Annotated in this window: 15 protein-coding genes and 1 tRNA gene; 10 read left to right on the forward strand and 6 right to left on the reverse strand. The window is 58.4% G+C overall.

Features of this window, described 5'->3' with window-relative positions; all coding sequences use genetic code 11:
* Positions 1-66 precede the first annotated feature (66 nt).
* From J7I12_RS03885 to J7I12_RS03900, 4 genes are all read left to right on the forward strand, one after another.
* On the forward strand, positions 67-1515 hold the full coding sequence (locus J7I12_RS03885; RefSeq protein WP_130957683.1) for an aryl-sulfate sulfotransferase: 1449 nt from the start codon (positions 67-69) through the stop codon (positions 1513-1515).
* 74 nt (positions 1516-1589) lie between these two features.
* A complete protein-coding gene (locus J7I12_RS03890; protein WP_118230646.1) occupies positions 1590-2990 on the forward strand; it encodes an SLC13 family permease in 1401 nt (466 codons plus the stop codon).
* Positions 2991-3022: 32 nt separating this feature from the next.
* Positions 3023-4609 carry an outer membrane homotrimeric porin gene (locus J7I12_RS03895; protein ID WP_498794029.1) on the forward strand — a complete coding sequence of 529 codons (1587 nt, stop codon included), beginning with the start codon at positions 3023-3025 and terminating at the stop codon, positions 4607-4609.
* 29 nt (positions 4610-4638) lie between these two features.
* Positions 4639-6012: an aryl-sulfate sulfotransferase gene (locus J7I12_RS03900; protein ID WP_288907893.1), complete on the forward strand. Its 1374-nt coding sequence runs from the start codon at positions 4639-4641 to the stop codon at positions 6010-6012.
* Between the two features lie 272 nt (positions 6013-6284).
* On the opposite strand, the gene grpE is transcribed toward J7I12_RS03900, so the two are convergent.
* Entirely contained in the window at positions 6285-6989 is a 705-nt protein-coding gene (gene grpE / locus J7I12_RS03905; RefSeq protein WP_353936896.1) for a nucleotide exchange factor GrpE, read from the reverse strand.
* 264 nt (positions 6990-7253) lie between these two features.
* On the opposite strand from grpE, the gene hisD reads away from it, so the two are divergent.
* The 6 genes from hisD (at position 7254) to J7I12_RS03935 (ending at position 11379) form a co-directional block, all read left to right on the forward strand.
* Positions 7254-8558 (forward strand): histidinol dehydrogenase, encoded by a 1305-nt coding sequence (gene hisD, locus J7I12_RS03910; protein ID WP_302149184.1) that lies wholly within the window; start codon positions 7254-7256, stop codon positions 8556-8558.
* A gap of 24 nt (positions 8559-8582) precedes the next feature.
* Complete coding sequence (locus J7I12_RS03915; RefSeq protein ID WP_118230650.1) at positions 8583-9464, forward strand: phosphoribosylaminoimidazolesuccinocarboxamide synthase; 882 nt, start codon at positions 8583-8585, stop codon at positions 9462-9464.
* 646 nt (positions 9465-10110) lie between these two features.
* On the forward strand, positions 10111-10881 hold the full coding sequence (locus J7I12_RS03920) for an enoyl-ACP reductase FabI (protein ID WP_118230651.1): 771 nt from the start codon (positions 10111-10113) through the stop codon (positions 10879-10881).
* A 29-nt stretch (positions 10882-10910) separates the two neighbouring features.
* The gene (locus tag J7I12_RS03925) at positions 10911-11036 is read left to right on the forward strand and encodes a hypothetical protein (RefSeq protein WP_270229490.1); all 126 of its coding nucleotides are present in this window, start codon (positions 10911-10913) and stop codon (positions 11034-11036) included.
* The gene (locus tag J7I12_RS03930) at positions 11020-11208 is read left to right on the forward strand and encodes a hypothetical protein (RefSeq protein WP_130958324.1); all 189 of its coding nucleotides are present in this window, start codon (positions 11020-11022) and stop codon (positions 11206-11208) included. Before J7I12_RS03925 ends, J7I12_RS03930 begins: the two co-directional genes overlap by 17 nt.
* A 76-nt stretch (positions 11209-11284) precedes the next feature.
* Positions 11285-11379: transfer RNA gene (locus J7I12_RS03935), tRNA-Ser, on the forward strand.
* A 207-nt stretch (positions 11380-11586) separates the two neighbouring features.
* Here J7I12_RS03935 and J7I12_RS03940 read toward each other — a convergent pair.
* The 5 genes from J7I12_RS03940 to J7I12_RS03960 all read right to left on the reverse strand — a co-directional run bounded on the left by J7I12_RS03940 (position 11587) and on the right by J7I12_RS03960 (position 22131).
* Complete coding sequence (locus J7I12_RS03940) at positions 11587-13695, reverse strand: right-handed parallel beta-helix repeat-containing protein (protein WP_303192874.1); 2109 nt, start codon at positions 13693-13695, stop codon at positions 11587-11589.
* A 3-nt stretch (positions 13696-13698) separates the two neighbouring features.
* Positions 13699-14718 (reverse strand): glycoside hydrolase family 18 protein, encoded by a 1020-nt coding sequence (locus J7I12_RS03945; RefSeq protein WP_147357547.1) that lies wholly within the window; start codon positions 14716-14718, stop codon positions 13699-13701.
* A gap of 72 nt (positions 14719-14790) precedes the next feature.
* Positions 14791-19659 (reverse strand): tetratricopeptide repeat protein, encoded by a 4869-nt coding sequence (locus tag J7I12_RS03950; protein WP_303192873.1) that lies wholly within the window; start codon positions 19657-19659, stop codon positions 14791-14793.
* Positions 19659-21725 carry a polysaccharide deacetylase family protein gene (locus J7I12_RS03955; RefSeq protein ID WP_303192872.1) on the reverse strand — a complete coding sequence of 689 codons (2067 nt, stop codon included), beginning with the start codon at positions 21723-21725 and terminating at the stop codon, positions 19659-19661. Before J7I12_RS03955 ends, J7I12_RS03950 begins: the two co-directional genes overlap by 1 nt.
* Positions 21640-22131, reverse strand: a complete 492-nt coding sequence (locus J7I12_RS03960; RefSeq protein ID WP_498794034.1) for a hypothetical protein — start codon at positions 22129-22131, stop codon at positions 21640-21642. The genes J7I12_RS03955 and J7I12_RS03960 overlap by 86 nt, the downstream gene beginning before the upstream one ends.
* Positions 22132-22153 lie beyond the last annotated feature (22 nt).

A 22153-nucleotide genomic window follows, 5' to 3' on the forward strand; every position in this document is an offset into this window, starting at 1 on the left:
CAATAAAATTTTTTTGGGGACGACATCCGCAATTGCGTCACCAACAGAAAACATAAGGAGTTGAATATGGGTCATCCGACAATCTATCCAACTGGTGTAACGCTTTTCAAACCGGAAAAATGCTGGAGTGGCTATACCATTTTTCAGGCTCAGGAGCTCGGCGCTGTGCTTATGGATATGAACGGGCGCGAGATAAACGTCTGGAAAGGCGTACACGGTATGCCTAACAAAATTCTTCCAGGCGGCTATCTTGTCACAAGCCGAGGCCGCCGCAGCGGTAAATACAGTGTGCAGGATGGTCTTGATGTTGTCCAGGTGGATTGGGACGGCAATATTGTCTGGAAATTTGACCAGAACGAATTCATTGAAGACCCCGGGTTTCCCGGCCGCTGGATCGCCCGCTATCACCATGACTTCCAGCGTGAAGGCAACCCCGTGGGCTACTTTGCCCCAGGCATGGAACCCAAGGCGCTTGAGGGCAAAACCCTGATCCTTGCCCACCGCAATGTGCGCAATAGCGCAATCAGCGACAAACAGCTGCTGGACGACCTGATCCTGGAAGTGGACTGGAACGGCGATATCCTCTGGGAATGGTCGTGCCATGAACATTTTGCCGAAATGGGCTTCCGCGAAGGCCCCAAAAACACCCTCTGCCGCAACCCCAACTACCGCCCCACCCAACCCGAAGGTATGGGCGACTGGATGCACATCAACTCCATGTCTGTGCTGGGCCCCAACAAATGGTACGACGCCGGTGACGAACGCTTCCACCCCGACAACATCATTGTGGACGGCCGTGAAACCAACATTATCTTCATCATCAGCAAAAAAACCGGGAAAATTACCTGGAAAATCGGGCCGGACTATGACGCCACGCCCGAACTCAAGGCCATCGGCTGGATCATCGGCCAACACCACGCGCACATGGTGCCCCATGGCCTGCCCGGCGCGGGCAATATCCTGGTTTTCGACAACGGCGGCTGGGCCGGCTACGACGTGCCCAATCCCGGCGCGCCCACAGGCGTCAAGGCTGCTCTGCGCGACCACTCCCGCGTGCTTGAGATAGACCCCGTCAGCCTCAAAATTGTGTGGCAGTACACGCCCAAGGAAGCCGGCTTCCTGGAACCCATGGACAGCAACCGCTTTTACAGCCCCTTCATCAGCGGCATGCAGCGTCTGCCCAACGGCAACACCCTGATCACCGAAGGCTCCGACGGTCGCGTGTTTGAAGTAACGCCGGAGCACGAAATCGTTTGGGAATTCATTTCGCCTTACTGGGGCAAGCATGTGCCCATGAACATGACCTACCGGGCCTACCGCGTGCCCTACGAATGGGTGCCGCAAGTGCAGAAACCGGCAGAAACCCCCATTGCGCCTCTGGATGTGACCACCTTCCGCGTGCCCGGCGCCGCCGCTGCCGGCGACAGGGCCAAGGAAGTAAGTGTGGAAGGCTGCCAGCCCTATGAGGGCAGCAACGCCCTTTGCGTGGCTTCCGTGGAAGATCCCAAGGACTAACCCCTCCATATGCTCCCGTCCGCTGTCGCCGGGCGGGGGCATTCCCCCCCATCCATCCGCAGGAGACCTGCCGTATGTTGCTAAAAACTTCGGATCTGACCCCCGGGGTGCTCGCCAAGTGGGCTTTTTCCCTGGCATTGCCCCTGGGCGTGTACTTCCTGCTGCCGCACGGCGGCAGCCTTACGCCGCCCATGCTGGCTTTTCTGGCCGTAACCCTGTGGGCTGTCTGCGCCTGGGCGCTGGACACGATGAACGATGTCGCCGTGGGCGTGTTGCTGCCCATCCTCTATACCCTGTTGTGCGGCGTTTCGCAGAAGGTGGTATTCGCCCCCTGGCTTTCCGATGTGGGCATTATCGTCATCGGCGGCTTCACGCTCGGCAAAATCATTCAGGTGACGGGTCTCGGCAAGCGCATTGCCCTGACCTGCGTCAAACTCACCGGCGGCAGCTTTGCCGGGGCCCTGGCGGGCATCACCATCGGCGCGGCCATCCTGTCCCCGCTGGTGCCCTCCATTATGGGCAAGGCCGCCATCCTCTGCGCCGTGGCCCTGGCCCTGTGCGACGCCCTGGACTTCAAGCCCAAAAGCCGCGAAGCCACAGCCGTCGTGCTGGGCACCTGCATTGCCGTGGGCTCCACCAAGCTGGCCTACCTGACTGGCGCAGGCGACCTGGTCATGGGCATGGGCCTGGTGGACAAGGTGCTCGGCACCCAGACCAGCTGGATGGAATACGCCAAATTCAACTTTCCCCCGGCCATGCTTTATACGGCCATGTCCCTGGGCATTGTGCTGCTGGTGCTGCGCACTTCCGTCAACCGGGAAAAGCTGCAGGCCACCGTCTGCAAGCAGCATGCAGAACTGGGCGCCATGACCGACGAGCAAAAGCGCGCCCTCATCCTGCTTTGCCTTACCCTGGTGCTGCTCGCTACAGACAAGCTCCACCACCTCAGCGCAGGCACGGTGCTGGTGCTCATCATGTCGGCGTCCTTTCTGCCCGGCGTCAGCCTTATGGACGGCAAGCGCTTGGCCTCGGTCAACTTTGCCCCACTGTTCTTCGTCATGGGCTGCATGGCCATCGGCGCAGCCGGGGGCTACCTCAAAGTGACGCACTGGCTGGCTGGACTGGTGTTGCCCCTGTTCAGCGAAACGGGAACGACCCTGGCAGGAGTCTGCTCCTATGCCGTAGGCGTTGCCGTTAACTTCCTGCTCACGCCGCTGGCGGCCACCTCCACGCTGTCCACGCCCATAGCCGAACTGGGCATGCAGATGGGCATTGATCCGCGCCTGCTGTACTTCTCGTTCCAGTACGGCCTGGACAACCTCATTTTCCCCTATGAATACGCTCTGTACCTATACTTTTTCAGCACCGGGTACATCAACTTCAAAGATATGGTTCTGGTCATGGCCATCCGCATTGTCCTGGCCGGCGCATTTGTCGCCTGCATTGCCATGCCCTATTGGCGCATGCTGGGCTGAACACGCACAAAACAACGCAAAAAGGCGATAACATGAAAAAATTGGCGACACTTCTGCTGGCGGCGGCTATGTTGTTGGGCGCTGCAGGCCAGAGCCGGGCGGTAGATTTTCAGGTCAAGGGCAGCTGGCAATTCGCGTTTGACTACATTAACGGCGGAAATTTTATGGGCAAAGACCATCGGGGCAACCACACCATAGGCCAGCAGTGGGCGGCGGTGCGCCAGCAGCGCGACGAATTTGAGGCCATGCAGCGGCTGCACCTGCAGCTGCATGCCGTGGCTTCGGAAAACTTGTCCGGGACCGTATTTTTCGAGATAGGCGAACAGCGCTGGGGCATGGGTTCCCAAGGGGGTGCGCTGGGCGCGGACGGCACGGTGGTCAAGGTCAAACATTCCTATATTGACTGGATGGTCCCCCACACGCCTCTCAAGCTGCGCATGGGCCTGCAGGGTGTTAAACTGCCGGGATTTGCCCTGGACAGCCCTGTGTTTCAGGACGATGTGGCGGGCATTACCGCCTCCTGGAAGTTCAACCCCAACGTAAGCGTTACCGGCGCGTGGATGCGCCTCTACAACGACAACTGGAGCGGCAACGACGCCAGCCCGGCAAACTACCTGGACAATTTTGACCTGTTTGTGCTGAGTGTGCCCGTAACCTTTGAAGGGCTGAAAATCACGCCCTGGGGCATGGCCGGAGCCATGGGCCCCAATACGCTGCTGAAAAGCAATATGATTGGAGATGCCGCCGGCGGCAGCAAAACCTTTACCCTGGCTAACCACAACACCCAGCAAGGCATAGACGGCCTGCAGCTCCGCGACGGCCTGTACCCCGCGGCCTTCAGCAGTCGGCGGCCGCAATCCACCCTCTGGAGCAGTGAATACAGCACCATGGGCTGGGGCGGCCTTACCGGCCAGTGGAGCATGCTCGACCCCTTCCGCCTGAGCTGGGATTTTGTCTACGGCAGCGTGGACCACGGACGGAAATATCTCAACCGCCAGGGCTGGTATGGCATGTTAGTGGCCGAATACGCCACGGACTGGGGCCTGCCCGGCCTCTACGGCTGGTATTTCAGCGGCGACGACGCCAACCCCGACAACGGTTCGGAGCGGATGCCTTACCTCAGCACCACCAACAACCTGACCAACTCCCTGTCCACCTTCGGGTATCGGGGCAACCCCATCATCGGCGGCGGCAAAGGCATTCTGGGCACCAACCCCACAGGCACCTGGGGCGTGGGCGCGCGCGTCAAGGATATTCCCTCACTGGAAAACCTCACCCACACCCTGCGCGTCAACTACTTCGGCGGCACCAACAACACAAAGATGGCCTCCTACATCACGGGCCGCCAGGGCCGCGACAACGACGGCCGCCAGATCTACCGCAACAATACGGACTTCAACTCCTTCGGCACATACCTCACTACAGCGGATACAGGGCTTGAAGTCAACCTGGACAGCAAGTTCAAAGCTACGGAAAACCTGACTTTCGTTGGTGAGCTGGGCTATATTCACCTCTGGCTGGACAAGGATGTCTGGGGCCAATACCAAAACATCGCCGGCACCAGCCTGAACATGAAGGACGCCTGGAAAGCCTCTGTCAACGTCATTTACGCATTCTGACAAATGACCCATTTTGTGGAGGAACAGGAATGAACACCACAGTATGTTCTTTTTTGGCCGGGACAGTGGCGCTGCTAACGCTGGGATTTTCCGGCGGGGCCGCAGCCTACGAAATCCACGACGGACCTACCGGCGTCATCAAATACGAATCGGAAAAAACCTTTAATGGCTACACCTTGTTTGCGCCCACGTACAAATGTACCACGACCTACCTTATGGACATGAACGGCGATGTGGTCCACACATGGCAAAGCAAGTACCCCCCAGGGCTCTACGCCATTCTGCTGCCCAACGGCAACCTGCTGCGGGCGGCGGCCCCCAAGGAGCAGCCGACAAAAATAGGCGGCGCAGGCGGCATCCTTGAGGAGCTGGACTGGAACAGCAATGTGGTCTGGTCCTACCGCATGCTCTCGGAGAATGAGATACAGCACCACTGCTTCGACCGTATGCCCAACGGCAATACCCTGGTGCTCGGCTGGGAACGCAAAACCCCGGCGGAATTCCAGGCCAAGGGGCGCAAGCCCGGCACCTGGCCCAAAGAAGCCAAAATCAAAGGACAGGTGGTGCGCGATTTTTGGGTGGATTTTGTACGCGAGGTGGACAGAGACGGCAAAACTGTCTGGGAATGGCACGCCTGGGACCATATCGGCACCGGCCCGGACCAGCTGGACATCAACTACGCCTTGCCCACGCCCGTGGGCCCCGGCTACGACAGCTTTGACTGGTCGCACTTCAATACCGTGCAGTACCTGCCGAAAACCGATCAGGTTCTGCTCAACTCCCGCAATTTCAGCGAAGTCTTTATTGTGGACAAAAAAAGCGGGAAAATCGTGCAGCGCTGGGGCAACCCCTCCACGCACGGCCAGGGCGCGCGCCCCGGCTGGTATGACGATGGGTCGCAACAGGTTTTTGGCGAGCACAACGCCACCATGCTGCCCAACGGCAACGTGCAGATCTTTGATAATGGCTCTGAACGGCCCGAAGGCAACCGCTCACGCGTTATTGAAGTGGATTTGAAATCCGGCAAAATCGTCTGGCAATACGCGGCCAACGGCTCCAACAGCTTCTTCAGCTACCGCCAGGGCGCGGCGCAACGCCTGTCCAACGGCAACGTGCTGGTTACCTCCACCCATCAGGGGCATCTTTTTGAAGTGACCCCGGCGGGAGAGGTGGTCTGGGAGTTCGTCAACCCCATCATGGCAGGCAAGGCCAAACCGGTCTTTTCCGACAGGGCCGACGCTGTGCCCAATGCCCATCAGACTTTCACAAATATGATCCACCGCGCGTATCGCTACGCGCCGGACTACCCCGGCCTCAAAGGCAGGGATCTGAGTCGGAAGCAACCTCTTCTGCCCGGCTACCCTCGCTTTTTTGAGGTCTGGAAACCCGCGGCGGCTCAATAGTCATATATGCAAAGTTGTTCCGCGCCGTGCAGCAGTGCCACCGGCGGCGCGGAACAACTTTTCTCCCCGCCACTGCAGAATAACGTCGCCGCCCTAGAGCAGTTTACGAATGAAATGAGTTAATTGCTCTGCAAGGATTTTCTTGAAAATCCTTGCCACGAAATGCGAGAAGGCAGGCTTTTGCCTGCCGTAAGCGAGCATTTCAAGTGTTAAATACTCTAGTGAACAATCACGGGGGCGGCGACTATCTGCAGTAAAATCCAAAACAACAACTACGGGTTGACCATAACCTTGGCCGGGCGCAGCAGCCTTTCGCCCAGTTTATAGCCGCGCTGCAGCACGCGGGTCACTGAATGCGGGGCCAAGTCGGGCTTGGCGTCAAAACCCACGGCTTCGTGCAGGCCGGGATTAAATTCCTCGCCCTCTTCGCCCACAGGACGCAGGCCATGCCTGGTCACAGCGTCCAGCAAAAGTTTGCGGGTCATGGCCACGCCCTGCAGCATATCCTTGCAGGCTTCGTCCTTGCTGCCGTACTGCAGAGCCAGATCCAGGTTGTCCAGGGTCGGCAGCAAATCGCCCAGCACCTTTTCAGCCGCATAGCGCACCTGTTCCTGATGTTCGCGGGTCAGGCGCTTTTTAAAATTGTCCATCTCCGCTGCGGCGCGCAGGCGCAGTTCTTCCATTTCCGCCTTGCAGCGAGCCTGGACGTCTGTATCCGCCGGGGCGGCGTCGGGCATAAACATGTCCACCACATCCTCGTCCCCGGCCTGTTCGGCCACGGGCATTTCCTGGCCGGGCTGCTCTCCGGGCGCCGTCACGAGGTCCGCTTCATCCGCAACGGGCGCGCCTTTGGACGCGGCATGGTCTTCAGGGCGGGCTCCCCGCGCATCGCCGGGGGCGGTTTCGGGCGCGGTCTCCCCTGCCGCCGCATCGTGGAAGGGCTGCCCGTAAAAATGGTGCATCTTATGACGCTGCATGCTTCCTCCAAAAATATCTCCGCCGCAGGGCGGCATCATTGCTGCTAAGTAAGGTCGCCCTTGCCCCGTGTCAAGACGCGTGAGCCTGTACAGCCTCGACATTCCTCGCCGCCTTCTGTATATTCGCTCTTCCAAACGAGGACCGGAGAGGCACCCCCACCACCCGCCGGCCCACAGGCCGGGCGGCAGAACGGGCGCCGCCCGCTGTGACGCGCTTCAGCGCCGTCGGCAACAGCATGCCCGCACAGGAAACCTGAACCAGCTATGACCTGTCGGATTCTGACCCTGCAACACCCGCAGGAATGGCCCAAGATGTCCCAGTGGCTGCAAGGCCGTCGCAACCCCGGCAACGAAGCCGAAGCGGCCGTGCAGGAAATTCTGGCCGCCGTGCGCGAGCGCGGCGACGCGGCTTTAGTAGACTACACCCGCAAATTCGACTGCCCGGATTTTGCCCTACCCCTGCGGGTGACCGAGCAGGAAATAGCCCGCGCCGCCGCCACAGTGCGCATTGAAGACCGCGAAATCATCAGCGCCGCCGCTGCCAACATCCGCGCTTTTCACGAGGCGCAGGTGGAAAGATCCTGGTTTCTCACCAGAAAAGACGGCAGCATCCTGGGCCAGCAGGTGCTGCCCGTGGACGCAGCGGGCCTCTATGTGCCCGGCGGACAAGGCGGCAACACGCCGCTCATCTCCAGCCTGCTCATGAGCGCCATCCCCGCCCAGGTGGCGGGCACGCCCCGTCTGGCCGTGTGCACCCCTCCCCGCAAGGACGGCAGCGTCAACCCCCACATCCTGGCCGCCGCGCACCTGCTGGACATTGACGAAGTTTACCGCGTGGGCGGGGCCTGGTCCATCGCGGCTCTGGCCTACGGCACTGAAAGCCTGGCGCCCGTGGACGTCATCGCCGGGCCCGGCAACATCTTTGTAACCACGGCCAAGCGGTTGGTGCAGGGGCAGGTGGGCATAGACATGATCGCCGGCCCCAGTGAAGTGCTGGTGGTGGCGGATTCCTCCGCCAACCCCGCTTGGCTTGCGGCGGACATGCTGTCACAGGCCGAGCACGATGCTCTGGCTTCGGCCATCTGCATCACCGACGACCCGCGCCTGGCCGAGGCTCTGAATATGGAACTGCAAAAGCAGTGTGCCGCCCTGCCCCGCGCCGCCATTGCCGCGCGTTCACTGGCGGACTGGGGGGCTATTGTGCTTACGCCCGACCTCAATGCGGCCGTGGCCGTAGCCAATCAGGTGGCCCCGGAGCATCTGGAACTCTGCGTGCGCGACCCCTGGGCCGTACTGCCGTTCATCCGCCACGCCGGGGCTGTGTTCATGGGCCAGCACAGTCCTGAGGCTGTGGGCGACTACTTTGCCGGCCCCAACCATGTGCTGCCTACCTTGGGTACGGCACGCTTCTCTTCGGCCCTGTCGGTGCAGACTTTTTGCAAAAAAACCAGTGTGGTGGCTGCCTCTTCCAGCTTTTTGCAGCAAAACAGGGCAGCCATTGCGGCCCTGGCCCGGCTGGAAGGGCTGGAGGCCCATGCCCGCTCCGTGGAAGTGCGGGGCAAAAAATAACGCGGCCTGCCCGCGGGAGTTCCCATGAAAGTTGTGGTCAAAACCCAGATCGACGCCTACCCTCTGCTTTCGCGCGGCAAGGTGCGCGACATCTATGCGGTGGACGACGATACCCTGCTCATCGTCACCACGGACCGCATGTCCGCCTTTGACGTCATCATGAATGATCCCATCCCCTACAAGGGCGTGATTTTGAACAAAATTACCCTGTTCTGGATGGAAAAATTCAAAGACATCATCCCCAACCACCTTCTGGAAAGCGATGTGGACCGCTTTCCCGCCGCCCTGGCCCCTTGGAAGGACGAGCTGGAAGGCCGCGCCGTACTCGTGCGCAAAGCGCAGCCCCTGCCGGTGGAGTGTATTGTGCGCGGCTACATCACCGGTTCGGGCTGGAAGGACTATCAAGCCAACGGCACGCTCTGCGGCTACGCCCTGCCCGCTGACCTGCGCGAATCCGACCGACTGAACCCGCCCCTGTTTACGCCCTCCACCAAGGCGGCGCTGGGCCAGCACGATGAAAACATCAGCGTGGCCAGGGCCGCCGAAATCCTGGGAGCGGAAACCGCCGCCCAGGTAGAGCGGGCCTCGCTGCAGATCTATGCCGCCGGACGCGCCTGGGCTGCAGAACGGGGCATCATCGTGGCCGACACCAAGTTTGAATTCGGTTTTATTGACGGCAAGCTGCACCTCATTGACGAGGTGCTCACGCCCGATTCCTCGCGCTTCTGGCCCGCCAAGGGCTACGAACCCGGCCACGGCCAGCCCAGCTTTGATAAGCAGTACCTGCGCGACTGGCTCAAAAAACAGCCCTGGAACATGCAGCCGCCCCCGCCGCCCCTGCCCCAGGACATTGTTGACGCCACTGCGGCCCGCTACCGTGAGGCTTATGACATTCTGACCAAATAATGGCATTTTCTGCAGGGCCGTTACTTGCGGCGGCCCTGCGCCCGGCGTGTGCTTCGGGCACGGACGCCGCGCGCCCCGCACAGCGCCATAACAGTTTTCCAGTGCGCCGTTGCGGGTTCGCAGTGCCCCCTAAACAACGGGCGGCGTGAAGCGCATAGAGCATTGCAACGTTGCAATGCCCTGACGATTGCGCAAGCAGCAGCCCGCTGTGAGGGCGCAAGCGCAGCTTCAGCCTTTGCGACGCAGAAACTTAGCCCGTTACGACGAGGGAAGTTACGGGCAAGGCAGCAGCGCTGGCTCCGGATGAAGGCAGCAGCGCTATGCCTTTGCACGGCTAAGCGCCGGAACGAGCGTGCCGTAACCTTTAAGAATACAGATTCGTAAAGGTAATCTGCGCTGGACCAGTCGCCTTTGGAAATGCACTTTCGCAAAGGCAGCAAACGTCCCAAGCGTTTGGGCACGCGCCCTCGCCGGTGCGGCAGCCTGATTATAGGGTGATTTCCCAGGTTTTTGCTGTTATAGTTATGCCGCCGCGTCGCGGGCAGACGCGCGTGACGGCTTTTGCGCCGGGTTCCCCCGGATCGCGGCCCAGCCGCACAAACTGTATGCCGGAAACACCGGCCCCCTACAGCAAGGAGGAGAATCCATGCTGCTGCAAGGAAAAAAAGCCCTGATCATGGGCCTTGCCAACAACAGAAGCATCGCCTACGGCATCGCCGCCGCCCTTAAGGAACAGGGCGCGCGCCTGGCCTTCAACTATGTGGGCGAGGCCATTAAAAAACGGGTGGAGCCCCTCAGTGAGGAACTGGGCGGTGAATTTACCTTCCAGTGTGACGTGTGCGACGACGGCCAGATCGCCGACGCTGCCGCCCTGGTCAAAGACAACTGGGGCGACCTGGACATCCTGGTCCACTCCGTAGCCTTTGCCAACCGTGAGGATCTCAACGGCCGCTTTCTGGATACCTCGCGCGACGGCTTCAAGCTGGCACTGGAAGTTTCGGCCTTTTCGCTTACCGCCCTCTGCCGCGCCTTCGAGCCTCTGCTGCACGACGGCTCTTCGGTCATGACCATGACCTACCACGGCTCCACCCAGATTATCCCCGGCTACAACGTCATGGGGGTGGCTAAATCGGCGCTGGAAGCCTCTGTGCGCTATCTGGCCTACGACCTGGGCCCCAAGGGCGTGCGTGTCAACGCCATCAGCTCCGGCCCCATCAAAACCCTGGCGGCCTCGGCCGTATCCAGCCTCAAGGATATTTTTACCCTGGTGGAAAACCACGCCCCCCTGCACCGCAACGTCCGCACCACCGATGTGGGCGGCGCCGCCGCCTTCCTGGCCTCGGATCTGGCCCACGCCGTCACCGGCCAGGTGCTCTATGTGGACAGCGGCTTCAGCAAAATGGGCGTGCCCGCCTGATGGCGGCCTGACCGCCATACGGATACTGTATGGATTACGCACTGCTGAACGCGTTAGGCATTACTGTTCTGGCCGCTTTGGCCCTGTGGGTCTTTGTGCGCGCGGCGCGCAAGGAACAAAGCCGCCACAAACAGGACGATGAAAAAAATCATTGAAGCATCGTGGCCGGTGGGAAACCGTCCGCGTCCCGGCGACAATGTGGTTGCCCGGTTTCGCCGTCAGACCGGGGGTCTGACGCCGAAAATGCGCACCTTGGCGCAGGGAAAAACAGCGCAATGGCTTCGACACGGCAAGACCTGTAAAAACAGCGCGCCGCCGCGCGGCTGAAACTGCATTTTTTGCTTGCAGTCAGCACAGTTCTGCTATATAAGCATTGGGCTTTGCGCAGCACATCTGCGCATACGGAGAGGTGTCCGAGCCGGCCGAAGGAGCTCGCCTGCTAAGCGAGTATACGGGCTTAAACCTGTATCGAGAGTTCAAATCTCTCCCTCTCCGCCACATAGCTAATAAAACCGCCAAGTTATCTGATGATAATTTGGCGGTTTTTGCGTTCAAAAAAGGGGTGTTTTTAGCGAGTACATAGGGGTCTACACCAAAGACGGGGGCAAGTGACCCTCCCCCCGAAAAGTATGCCATTGAAAAGTTCGTGTTCCTGACATAGGTGGGGATAGCCCCGCGCGAGAGGCACTCCCTAAAATTCGGACATTAGTACAGACCGATGTTGGGGGCCTGCCCTTCAGGCAGAGGCTTCCCCAAAAAATCCTTTGTAAACTCCGTGTGCTGTCCAGCGGCAAGCAAAGGCGAATCCTTGCCAGGCCGGAATGATATTTCCCCAGCCACCGGCCCAGTTTTTGATGAACAGCGATAGGTCCACGGCCCCGTTGGCTCACACTGCTCCTTTACCATTACGGCAATATCGGCAAGACTAGCCGTTTTTACCTCAGGATTTTCATGCAACACGCCAAATAGCTCCAACCATTGGTTTACGGTCCATTCAGTTATCCCATGACTATATAATCCCATAACAGATCTATTATACTTTAAATAATCTATATACAATCTAAGCATTTCTTTGATATTATCAGTAGGCATGCCGATAATGATATCTTTCAGAGAGATGCTTTGCAAAGCTGAAAGATCAACCCTCTCTGTGGCAGAGGGGAAGTGCTGCGTCATATGGCTGCGCGCAACCTGGAATCCAGCAGCATTCATAGCCTGGCGGATGTTTGCGTTCGTTTCGTTGTAAGGGCAAACAAAAGCCACGCACGTTTTCTGCATGGCATTATTTTTGCGCAACCCCTGCTCTATTTTACGGCGGGACTCGGACAGCATGTATTGCATGAACGCCTTGGTATCCATGACCAATTCCACATTGTGCTTCGCAAAAGAGATATCCTGCTCCTGCACGGGGGCGAGCAGGTGGGCGGGAATTTTCTCATGGCTCAGGCTCACAAGCTCCGCGCGCAGGCCTTTTTCCCGCAGCAAACGCACCACCCCTCCCATGGAAATATAGGGCTGAGCCATAAGGTCAATGGCGCACATCGCCTTTCCATCCGCAATCACACTCAGATGCCCCGCCTGATCAATGGTCAGGGTGGCCGCAACGCCCTCCGGGGCAAACCAGCCCACGCGCAGCACCTCTGCGGACGTAATACTGGCATGTACCGCCCCGTGTGAGACCACTTCAAAACCGGCGTTCACCTCTGGAATAATCATCTTCCAGTATTGAGGCGAAAGTGCATCTGTATTGAGCGCAAGGCTTATTTTCAGGCCAAGTTTACTTGCGGCCGAGGTAAGCGAGCGCCATACCGGCGCATTAACGGTGTCGTCCACGCAAAGGTTTATCAGGGCGTGCCGCCCACCCTCAAAACGAGGAGAGGCCGTAATGCTGTTCACAGCGGTTATTTCCGGCTGCTGATCAAGGGGCTTTGCCTGCCATTTCATAAAATCGCCCGGTGCGGGAGCATACAGACAATTGGCGAGATATGCCTTGGGCGCAGAGGGCGTCTGCAAAAACAGCTGGGGCTCAGGGCTGAGAAAAAAGATGCTGTTAATAGCGGAAATCTGCGCTCCCACCCCTGTCTGCCGCATGGCTACAAAACGACAAGCGGCGAAAAGGCAGTTCACAAGCCGCACATCCTGTTCCCCCCGCAGCAGCATAGCGGCGCCTGGAATATCGCGAAACAAGCAGTAGGCTAGGGTCATGCGGCTCTTACGCCCGGCCTGGCCATTAAGCGCCAGCATGGCGGCAGGCCCCACGCCGCCGATAAAGGTACAGCCTTGAAACACAGGGCTGCCGCCAGACACCTCAATCCCCGGCACCGGGCTGTCAGAGCTAAACAGGCAGTATTCAAACCGCCCCGTAAAACCACGCAAGGTCACGGCGGCCCTGTCCGCAACGCGAAAGGCAACACCCCGCCACACCGTGTCTGCGCCGTCGCGCAGCACCGGTCCGGGTTTCCCCGCCGGAGCAGCAACAACAACTTGGGGTTCGGTTTCGCCCGGCACGCTGCCCTGCACGGTGATCCCGGCAGTTAAAACCCGTATGGACTCTTGGTATTCCCCTGGCGCTACCACCACAACGTCACCCTTGCGGGCCTTTTGCAGCGCGTCATTAATGCTGCCCAATGGCCTGTCGGCATTGAGGCCGTCGCCACCGATGAATCCGGCGCTCACATAGAGCGTTCGCGGTGCCGGCGATACCGCCGCAAAGGCCATAGACGACCAGGCGCACAGCAGCAGAACTGCCCCACAGCACCAGATGCCCCACAGGGCTGCTGCACAAGCCCTGGGATGCCTGAATTGCAGCTTCATAACTTATTCCCCTGCTATTTTAGATAATGATTCAGGCATATTGCCGCCAAGTCGCCATAAACTTATCTCGCCGAATCCAAGGCTGCGCCCCACTTCGGCCCAATGCGCAAGGGTTGCGCCATCGGCATACCATACTTCGCAAATGTCGCCGGTGGTTCCCCCTTTAGCCAGCAGGGGACTGCCCGGCGCATTGTCTGCCGCCTTAAAGTACAGGGCGTGACTGGCGGCGTCGCGCGCCGGCTGAACACCCGCACCCTGCGCCCATGCAGCGGCCTTGCGTTCCGTAAGTTCCACAACGCCCCGCGCATTCCAGGCAAAGCCGCCTGCAGACAGCGCCAAGCCGGGCTTTACCGGCCAGTGCGCGCACCATTGGGCCAATTGCCGCAAAAAAACGTCGTCCGCCTTGGCTCCCGGCCCGTTGTGGCTCCCGTGCAGGTTGTAGGCCATCACCACATACTGCGGACCAACGGGCAGGTCGCCTTGCAGGTATTTTTGCTTAGGTTCCATGACCAAACGCAACTTTTTGCCCTGCGTTGCCAGCGTTGTGGAAAGTTCATGCGCAAACTGCAACAACTTGGGCCAATCTTCCATGGTCACCCTTTCGTAATCAAGTTCCAGCCCTTTAAAGGGATAAACCGCCAGCAAGGCCAGCAATTCTCTGCGATGCGCGGTCCTGCTGGCGTCTGTAGCCATAAGCCTGCTCACCAGGCCGGGATCTTTCTGCACGGATTTGCCGGGGCCTTCGACCACATCATTGACAACAGAAAGATAAACGCCTTGCCCCGACCCCAGGACGGCCAATGCACCGCGCAACGCCTTTTTCATGTCGGCGGTAAGAAATGGTTTGTCCTGTTTGTCAAAATACGCGGCGAACATAAGGGCGTTTTTAAAATTACTTTGCCGCAGCTCCGCAAGGCCGTTGGTCATATCCCAATCCGCTACCCAGGCATCAGCCGCAAACGACGGAGCCGCGCAAAGTAAAACAAGCAAACCGGCCTGAACCACGGAACAGAACCATTTCATAGAGACCTCCCCCGCACGGGCATGCACGGGATTTGGCACGGGCAAAAGCCCGGTATCGTGCGAAGAATATTGTTAAAAGATATATTGCAGGTGCAACGAATACTCGTCCATGTTGTAATCCGGCAGCTCCATACGTCTGTACCCCAGGGCAAGGCTCCAGCTATCAACAGGAGCCCAGTTTAGATCAAGACTGTAACGGAGAACCTGCTCCCAGCTTTTGTCCTTGGATTTGGCCATACCGTAGCCGGCAAAACCGCGAATGTGCATCTGGTCAAAGAGCGCCACGTCAACCGAAGCCACGGCCATATGGTTAACGTATTCTTGCGGCGCGTAATAATCATCTGGATTTTTATCACTATCAGCAGCACTGAACAGATAGCCCACCTGCAGTTGCGGCTTATCTAAAACAATATAACGAGGACTGATAGTGCCGCCGACGGTACGGTTGCCGTCAGTGCGCTGCATACCGAAAAATTCGGTCTGCAGCATGCCCCAATCCCATATGCGCGCCTCGGATTTCAAAGCCAGACGGTCGGCATACACATTCTTTTTGACGCTCTCCGCCGTTTCAAGCGATTGCCGGCTATAGGCCATAGTATAAAATCCGTTCATCCGCAGGAAATCCATCGAATAAGCGCCACGCCATGCCGCGCGCGCCTCCATAAAGGAAGAACCGCTGTCGGGCTGCACATCCCGCACCAGCAGATCAAGCCAGTGCTGTTTAAACGGGAAGTAACGCACCCCAATGCCCACGGCGCGGCCGTGCAGCGAATTGTGGTCGCTTTCCCAAAAAAGGTCGGCAACAGAGCCTAGTACGGAAAGATTTTCTTGCAAAAAAGTGGAAAAATGTAGTGCATACTCCGCAAAACTGCGCCCGTCATTGTCCGTCCACCCACGCGGGTTGAACGAAACCCTGGGATGCAAAAGGCGCTCTGCACGGCCCACCAGCACATCTGTACGGGGATTGTCCGGATCCAGACGTTTGGCCTCACGCGCCAGCTCATTGGCATAGGGCGCATCTTCGTCAAACAAAGCATTGCTCGCGCGGTAGTAGGCGTTGTCTGCCGGGGAAACGCCCAGCGCGGCGGCACGGGCAAACAACATTTCGGCGCGGGGCAATTGCCCGTGCCAACTTGCCAGCAAAGCCTCTGTCTGTACTGCAAGACGGGTTGGATGATTTTGCGGCATCGACGCGACGGTTTTGGCATCCAGCCGGGCATACACATTGCGCACGGGCACAAACAAGGGATCAAGGCCATTGACGTGATAGCCGTTGGCTGTGGGCACAAAGGCCACGGCAAAAACCTGGCGTGCAGCCTCTGTATATGCCTGGCGAATTTCCGCATCGCCATTGAGACTGATTTGACCGTAATCCCCGCCGGGATACATCCACGCTGTCACCGCAAAGCCTTGGTTTTGCGCAAGCTGCCGCGCCGTGGACATGGCCGTGGCCCAGCGGTTTTTCATTTCATCCGCCGTTTCCGGCCTTCCGTTGACCATGCCGCGCCGTGCCCAAAAACTCCCCCTGCGCCCGGAGGCATCCACGATTGTGCGGCCCATGGTATCGGTAAGCGCCAGTTCCCAGCGCCCGCTGCCCACCAGCGTGTGCAGCAGCGCTGCATCGGGCAGATTGTCCGGAGCGCCTGGAATAAAAGACTGCCGGCTTACCAGCAACACGGCCTTGCCGCCGCGTTGCGCCAAGGCAGCGTCTATGACCCGCAGATCCTCCGGCCGTGTTTGTCCGACAATAAGCAGCAGAGGGATGCTGCCCAGAACAGCCGTGGCGGGATCAACCTGGGATGGGCTCAAAAACTCCGACAAAGAAACAAGACGGTAGCTCGCGCCAAGCTGATCCAGGTACCCGATCACATCTTGCGGCGTATAACTTTCCCCGTTCGGCCGCGACGCCACGTTGACAAAACACAGGGCCATACCCGCGCCGTTTGGCCCCTTGGCCGACAACGACCGCACCACGGGCAAGGCGCGAGCAAAACGCGATACCGCGCCCGCATGCACGGCAGACTGCAATTGATAGTGTGCGTCATAGGGATATTCGTGCGCCATACGGCGTGAAATTTGGGCCGCCTTCTGGAAATCGTGCCGCTGCAGGGAAACATCCAGCATGCTTTCAAGGGCGTCACGCTGCGCATTGTTGCGGGCGAGCAAGCCTTCGGCATGGCTCTGTGCGGCGTCAAGGAGCGAACGGTCCGGCTCAAGCCCGGATTGTCCGCTGGAGCCCAATGCAGCCAGCCGCTCCCGTTCCTGTGGGTCAAGGTTAGCCGGATTAAGAGCGCCTCGGGCTATTTTGATCTGCTCCCTCTTAAGCCTTTCCAGTCGATCCGCCTGCATTCTGTATTCATCACGCAGAGAGCTGTTGTACAGCGACTGCACATAGGCAGAATCGGGGTCATCGGACAAATAGGTTTGCATATAAACACGTGCCGCTGGATAGCGGGCTTCGGCCAAGGCGTCTTCAGCCTGGCGGCGCAGGGCCGTCAGTTTATCAGGATCTGGCTGGCCGCTTCGCCGCAACAAGGCTTCGGCTTCAGCCCCGCGATCCTGCGCCCGCAACGCGGCAACCAGCAACGGCGTTATTGCCCTTGCGGCAGCCCCCCGGCCCATCAGAGAACGAAAAATCGTTTCCGCCCGCGCGGCATCCCCCAGGGCAAGGGCGCATTGTCCTTCGTACAGGCGGGCGGCTTGCCCTTCGGCGCGCTGAAATTCACTATAAAGCGCGCGGGCGCGGGTGTATTCAGCCACAGACATGAACAGGTTAAAAACAGCATAACGCGCGGCAAGGTTGCCGGGTTCCCCGCGCAGATAATTGTCGAAATGCCGCACAGCCGCGTCTGTCTGCCCTTCCAGCATCCTGATACGGCCAAGAATGAATTCGTGCTTCGATGAACTTTTGACAGAAGCGGCATCCAGATGGATTTCAGCCGCCGCCATATTGCCCTGCATGGCAGCGGCCAAGGCCATGCCCAGATGCACCTCGGGCAGCGCAGGGCTCAGCGTCAAAGCCCGCTGCCATAGTGCAACGGCAGCCTGTGCACCGTCACCCATGGCAAGGCTGAAACCGGCCTCACTCAACAATTTGGCGGCCTGCGGCGCGGGAATACCCTGAAGCTGCCTACTGGCCAGGATTTCCGGAATTAACGCCACGTGCTGCTGATCAATCAATTTACTCAGATATTCCGCAAAAATAGACGAGTAAAGTTGGCCGGATAACTGCAACTGCCCCACCCCGGCATCGGTCATGGGGATGTTGACAACGTGACGTTCTTGGGGCGGACTGCCGGCAAGGACTGCCGTGGCGCTGGCCTCCACCGCCCGGCTGTCTCCAGCTTCAAGCGCGCCTGCGGCCAAAGCCAGCGTATACCAAGCGGCATTGGCGCCAGAGGGGGCCGCCATGGACCGCAACAAAGGATACACAGCTGAAAATTGCCTATCTTTTACCAGGTACAGTGCAAGAGAAAACAGAGGCATTTCCGGGTACTGCATGTGAAATAGCCCTATGGCATCTGCAGTTTTACCCTGCTGCAGCAACACCACACACATAGCTGGGCCAGCTTTCTGACCATGGAGCGGATCAATGGCAATGGAATCCCGCCAAGCAATATACGCGTCATCTATTTTCCCGCTATCCCACAGTTCCCAGCCGCTGTTGCGCATCAACTCGGCCTGCTGCTCTTGTGGCGTCTGTGCGCCGCTGAACCCCAGGCTAGCCACGATCAGCCGAATATCATTCTGAGCATGAACAGCACTGACATCGTCAACATGTTCCACAACCGCCTGCCGGGCCCGCTGCATAGCTTCTCTGTTTTTGCTTTGACGAGCGAACAGAAATTTGCCAAAATTCACGGCAATACCATTGCCCGCGGCATCAAGTTTTTGTTCAAGAGCCTTCAATGCCGCATTTTCCCCAGCCTGGGCCAGGCGGTAATACAACTGCCCTTGCAGGAAAAGATCATGCGGAGCAACTTTTGCCGCCTTTTCAAGGATTGCACAGGCCCCCATCAGTTCACCTGAAGCAGCATAAGCATCGGCTGCGCGCACCGCCCAAACCTGTGGGCTTGCAGCAATTCTCCAGCCTTGCTCATAAACTGTGGCGGCCTTTTGGGGCTCATTCAAGCGTAGATAGGTTTGCGCTTTGATGGAATTCAGCGTCTCCTGGCTAAAGTCCAGTTCCGCCGCCTGGCGATAAAAGGCGTCAGCTTCGTCCTGTTTGCCGGCCAGTTGTAGGGCACGGGCCGTCATCACGGCAAATACGGCACGAAGCGGCGCCGCGCCACTCGGCCAACCATTCTGACGGCGCAGCAGCGCGGCAGCTACAGTGCCGTTGTTGGCAAGGCAGGCATTAAGCACTGCCAGCTCTTCGTCCGTAAGTTTGCCGGCAGCCCCAGCGGCACGTAAGGCGGGAAGAAATACCGCAGCATTCTGCTCCTGCCGTTCGGCCAGCAGTTTAATAAGTTCTGGCGTCACCTCCACGGCAAGCCCGCTGAAAAATCTGACCAAATCAGCGGAAAGGCCCGCAGCGTCATCCTTACGGCGGCTCTGGAAATTTTCCACAGCAAGCGCCGCCAAACGCGCATCATCCGGCTTGGCTTCAAGAGCCAGAGCATAAAAACGGGCGGCGTCTTCGTGCCGTGACAAACGCGACAGCACAAGAGCCTTTTGTATAATAAAGGGCAGAAAACCAGGATCCAGATCCATGCCTTTGTCAATTTCGGCCAGAGCTTCCGCATACATTTCGCGGCTGAAGGCGTAGTTCGCGCGGTTGTAATAGTACGCGGCGGAGAGTTTTTCAGGCGCTGCGCCAGGGTGGGGGTCCACGCTTGCGCGAGGCTCAGGGGCGGGGCTCTCCTGCGCACGAGCAGGTACCGCGAAGGCACCCCAACACAGTGCCGCAAAAAAAAGAAAATAAAACGGAAAGGCTCGCATCAGTCGCCCCCGGCGGTATACAGCATGCTTTTTCCTGCGGTAGCATAAAGAAAATTGTTGCGATTATGCCTGTGGGCAAGGGAGGTCCAAAGGAGTCTTGGAATCTCCTCCCGCGTGAAATCAAGCAAATAATGGTCGGCGGGCAAGCTGACGCCAGAGGCCGCCAGCGCTGCGACGGCATCTCGCGAAAGCCGGACTATAGGCCGGTAGCCTGCGGCAGCAATGGCCTTCAGTGCAGCAGCCACCTCCTCCCAAGAGCTTTGTACAGCGGGCTGCACCATGATGCCGTCCCATAGCCTGCGGCTTTGCTCCATGTTGAATGGAGCTATCAACAGCAGGCTCTCGTCCAAAACCAGATTGCCGGGGGCCAGGGCGGCAATAGTCATACTGCCGACATCTCTGGCGCGCAGCACCTGCCGGGAAACCCGTCCGGCGTCTGCAGGATTCTCCGCCAAGGGCACCACACAGGCGGTAATGTCTTCCACATTAGCCGGGGCCGCGGCAACGCCGCCCACAGGCTCAATACGCCAGCGGGAAGGGAGCCTTACAATATTCAAAGAATTGAAACGCCCCTCATAGCCTTCTGCGTCATCAGTGCCCAGAGCCACGGCCCCAAGCCGCAAGGCAGGTGAAACGGGCATAAAGCCCGAACCGAGTATTTTCCCACCAAGGGACACCCGAAGTCTGTTACCCTTGAGCAAAACAGCAAACTGCCAAGGCGGCTGACTGGAAATCATTTCGTCGGCAATAGTGTACAGCCCCTGGCCGGGGACACGCTCTTGCACAAGCAGCCGCGCCCCGTGCAGCGTTATGCGCAAAAAAGCGCTGGGCGTGGCGTAGCGCAGATACACATACCGGGGCAGATCGTCTCTTTGCCTGATGATCATAGATAGAGAAACGTTATCCCATAGGCTGCTGCCCCGCAAAATAACCGGCTCAGCCCTGCCGCCCTGCGGCCTCAGCACAATATCCTGCCCCGAAATTTCCACCCTGGTGCGAAAGGCCGCCCAGCTTTCTGCGGTGCCCCCCTCTGCCACAGAAAATAGCGTGCGTTCAGCGGTTCTGCGCGAAAGCATTTCCACAAGGCGCTGCGCTGTCCATTCCGGTTTAACCTGAACGCGTGTAAGCGCAAAGATATTGTCAACTGCGGAATTGAATGGCACACCCTCTCTGGTAAACATTAATTGAAAATATTTCCGCGCGAAATACCTGTTTGCTTCTTTCAGCGCATCCGGCATTGCCGCATTAAAAGAGTTTGCAGGCACCATAACAAATGCCTGAGGCGGCTTTTGCATCAATTTTTCTAACGGCACAAAAGATTTTTTATAATACTCCGCCAACCGCGTACGCATCTGGTCTTCTGTCTCCGCCGGCAGCCCTGCGGCATCGCGCAGAAAATCCGTCAAGAAATAGCCTGGGGTCACCTTGGGCATATGCTCATTAATGGGCAACAGCCCAAGCCCCTGACTGCCCACATCCCAAAAAGGACTTTTCGCCAACGCGGCTACGTTAGACTTGGTGACGAAAAAATTATTCCACTCTTTCAGGGTGTTGGTTGTCGTAAACAAGGTGGCGTGCACCCCGGTTTTTTCCATGATCTCCTGACCGAAAATAACCGTATCCTTGCGCCCGCCCTCCATCATAAGGTATAGGGCCTTTTCAGGTAACGGCTCGCCATCACGATAATACCTGACAATATCGTCTGTTGTTATCCACTGGTAGCCCGCCGCTTCCAAAGCCGCCACGTGCCGTGCAAACTGCTCGCGAGAATTGAGCCCCGGCTTTTCGCCATGCGTGAGGGAGCTGTACGAAATGGCCGTAAAGCCATCGCGCTGCGTCCACGATTCTCGGTCAAACCGCGGCGGGGCGCCACGCTCAAGGAACAAATGCACAGCAAAGCCCCCCACTGCGATCAAAAATATCCATTGCAGGCACGAGCGCAGGGCCTTCCAGGCGTCTTTAGAAAGTACATGCATGGCCTTAACTTGCCTTGCGATCACATGGATCAGTGTGCCGTGCCTCGGCTGATGTCGCATCGGAAGGCATAACAAACATTTTTTGCTCATAGCGCCGTTTGCCTTGCGCGGCCACGTCAGCAGAGGTATTGCGCGTACCCCATTCCGATTTCCAAAAGGTCAACACTGCCACGGGAAGCTGCCACAGCAACACCGCCAGATAAAATAGGCAAAAAATTATGCCGTACGGCCAGAGTGTGCTGCGCTTGAAAAGCAGATATGAAGCGCTCATAAGCGTACTGGTTACTAAAATGCCTGCAAGGTATTTGTAGGGAAACAGCCCAAGTTCAATCGGAATGACCAGCATGGTGCGCACAACAACCAACGGGGCCAGAACCGGTAAGAGGAATCCGGCATAAAACGAAAGCGCCATAAAAGGTTCTTTTCTCCACATAAAAGAACTGGCACGCAGGGTTTCACGCAGCCACGAGCGCTTCCAGCGCATTTGCTGTTTCATAAATGTGCGCATGCGGGAAGGC

Origin of the sequence: Desulfovibrio diazotrophicus (genome assembly GCF_902498985.2) — a bacterium.
In the GTDB taxonomy this organism is placed as follows: Bacteria; Desulfobacterota; Desulfovibrionia; order Desulfovibrionales; family Desulfovibrionaceae; genus Desulfovibrio; species Desulfovibrio legallii.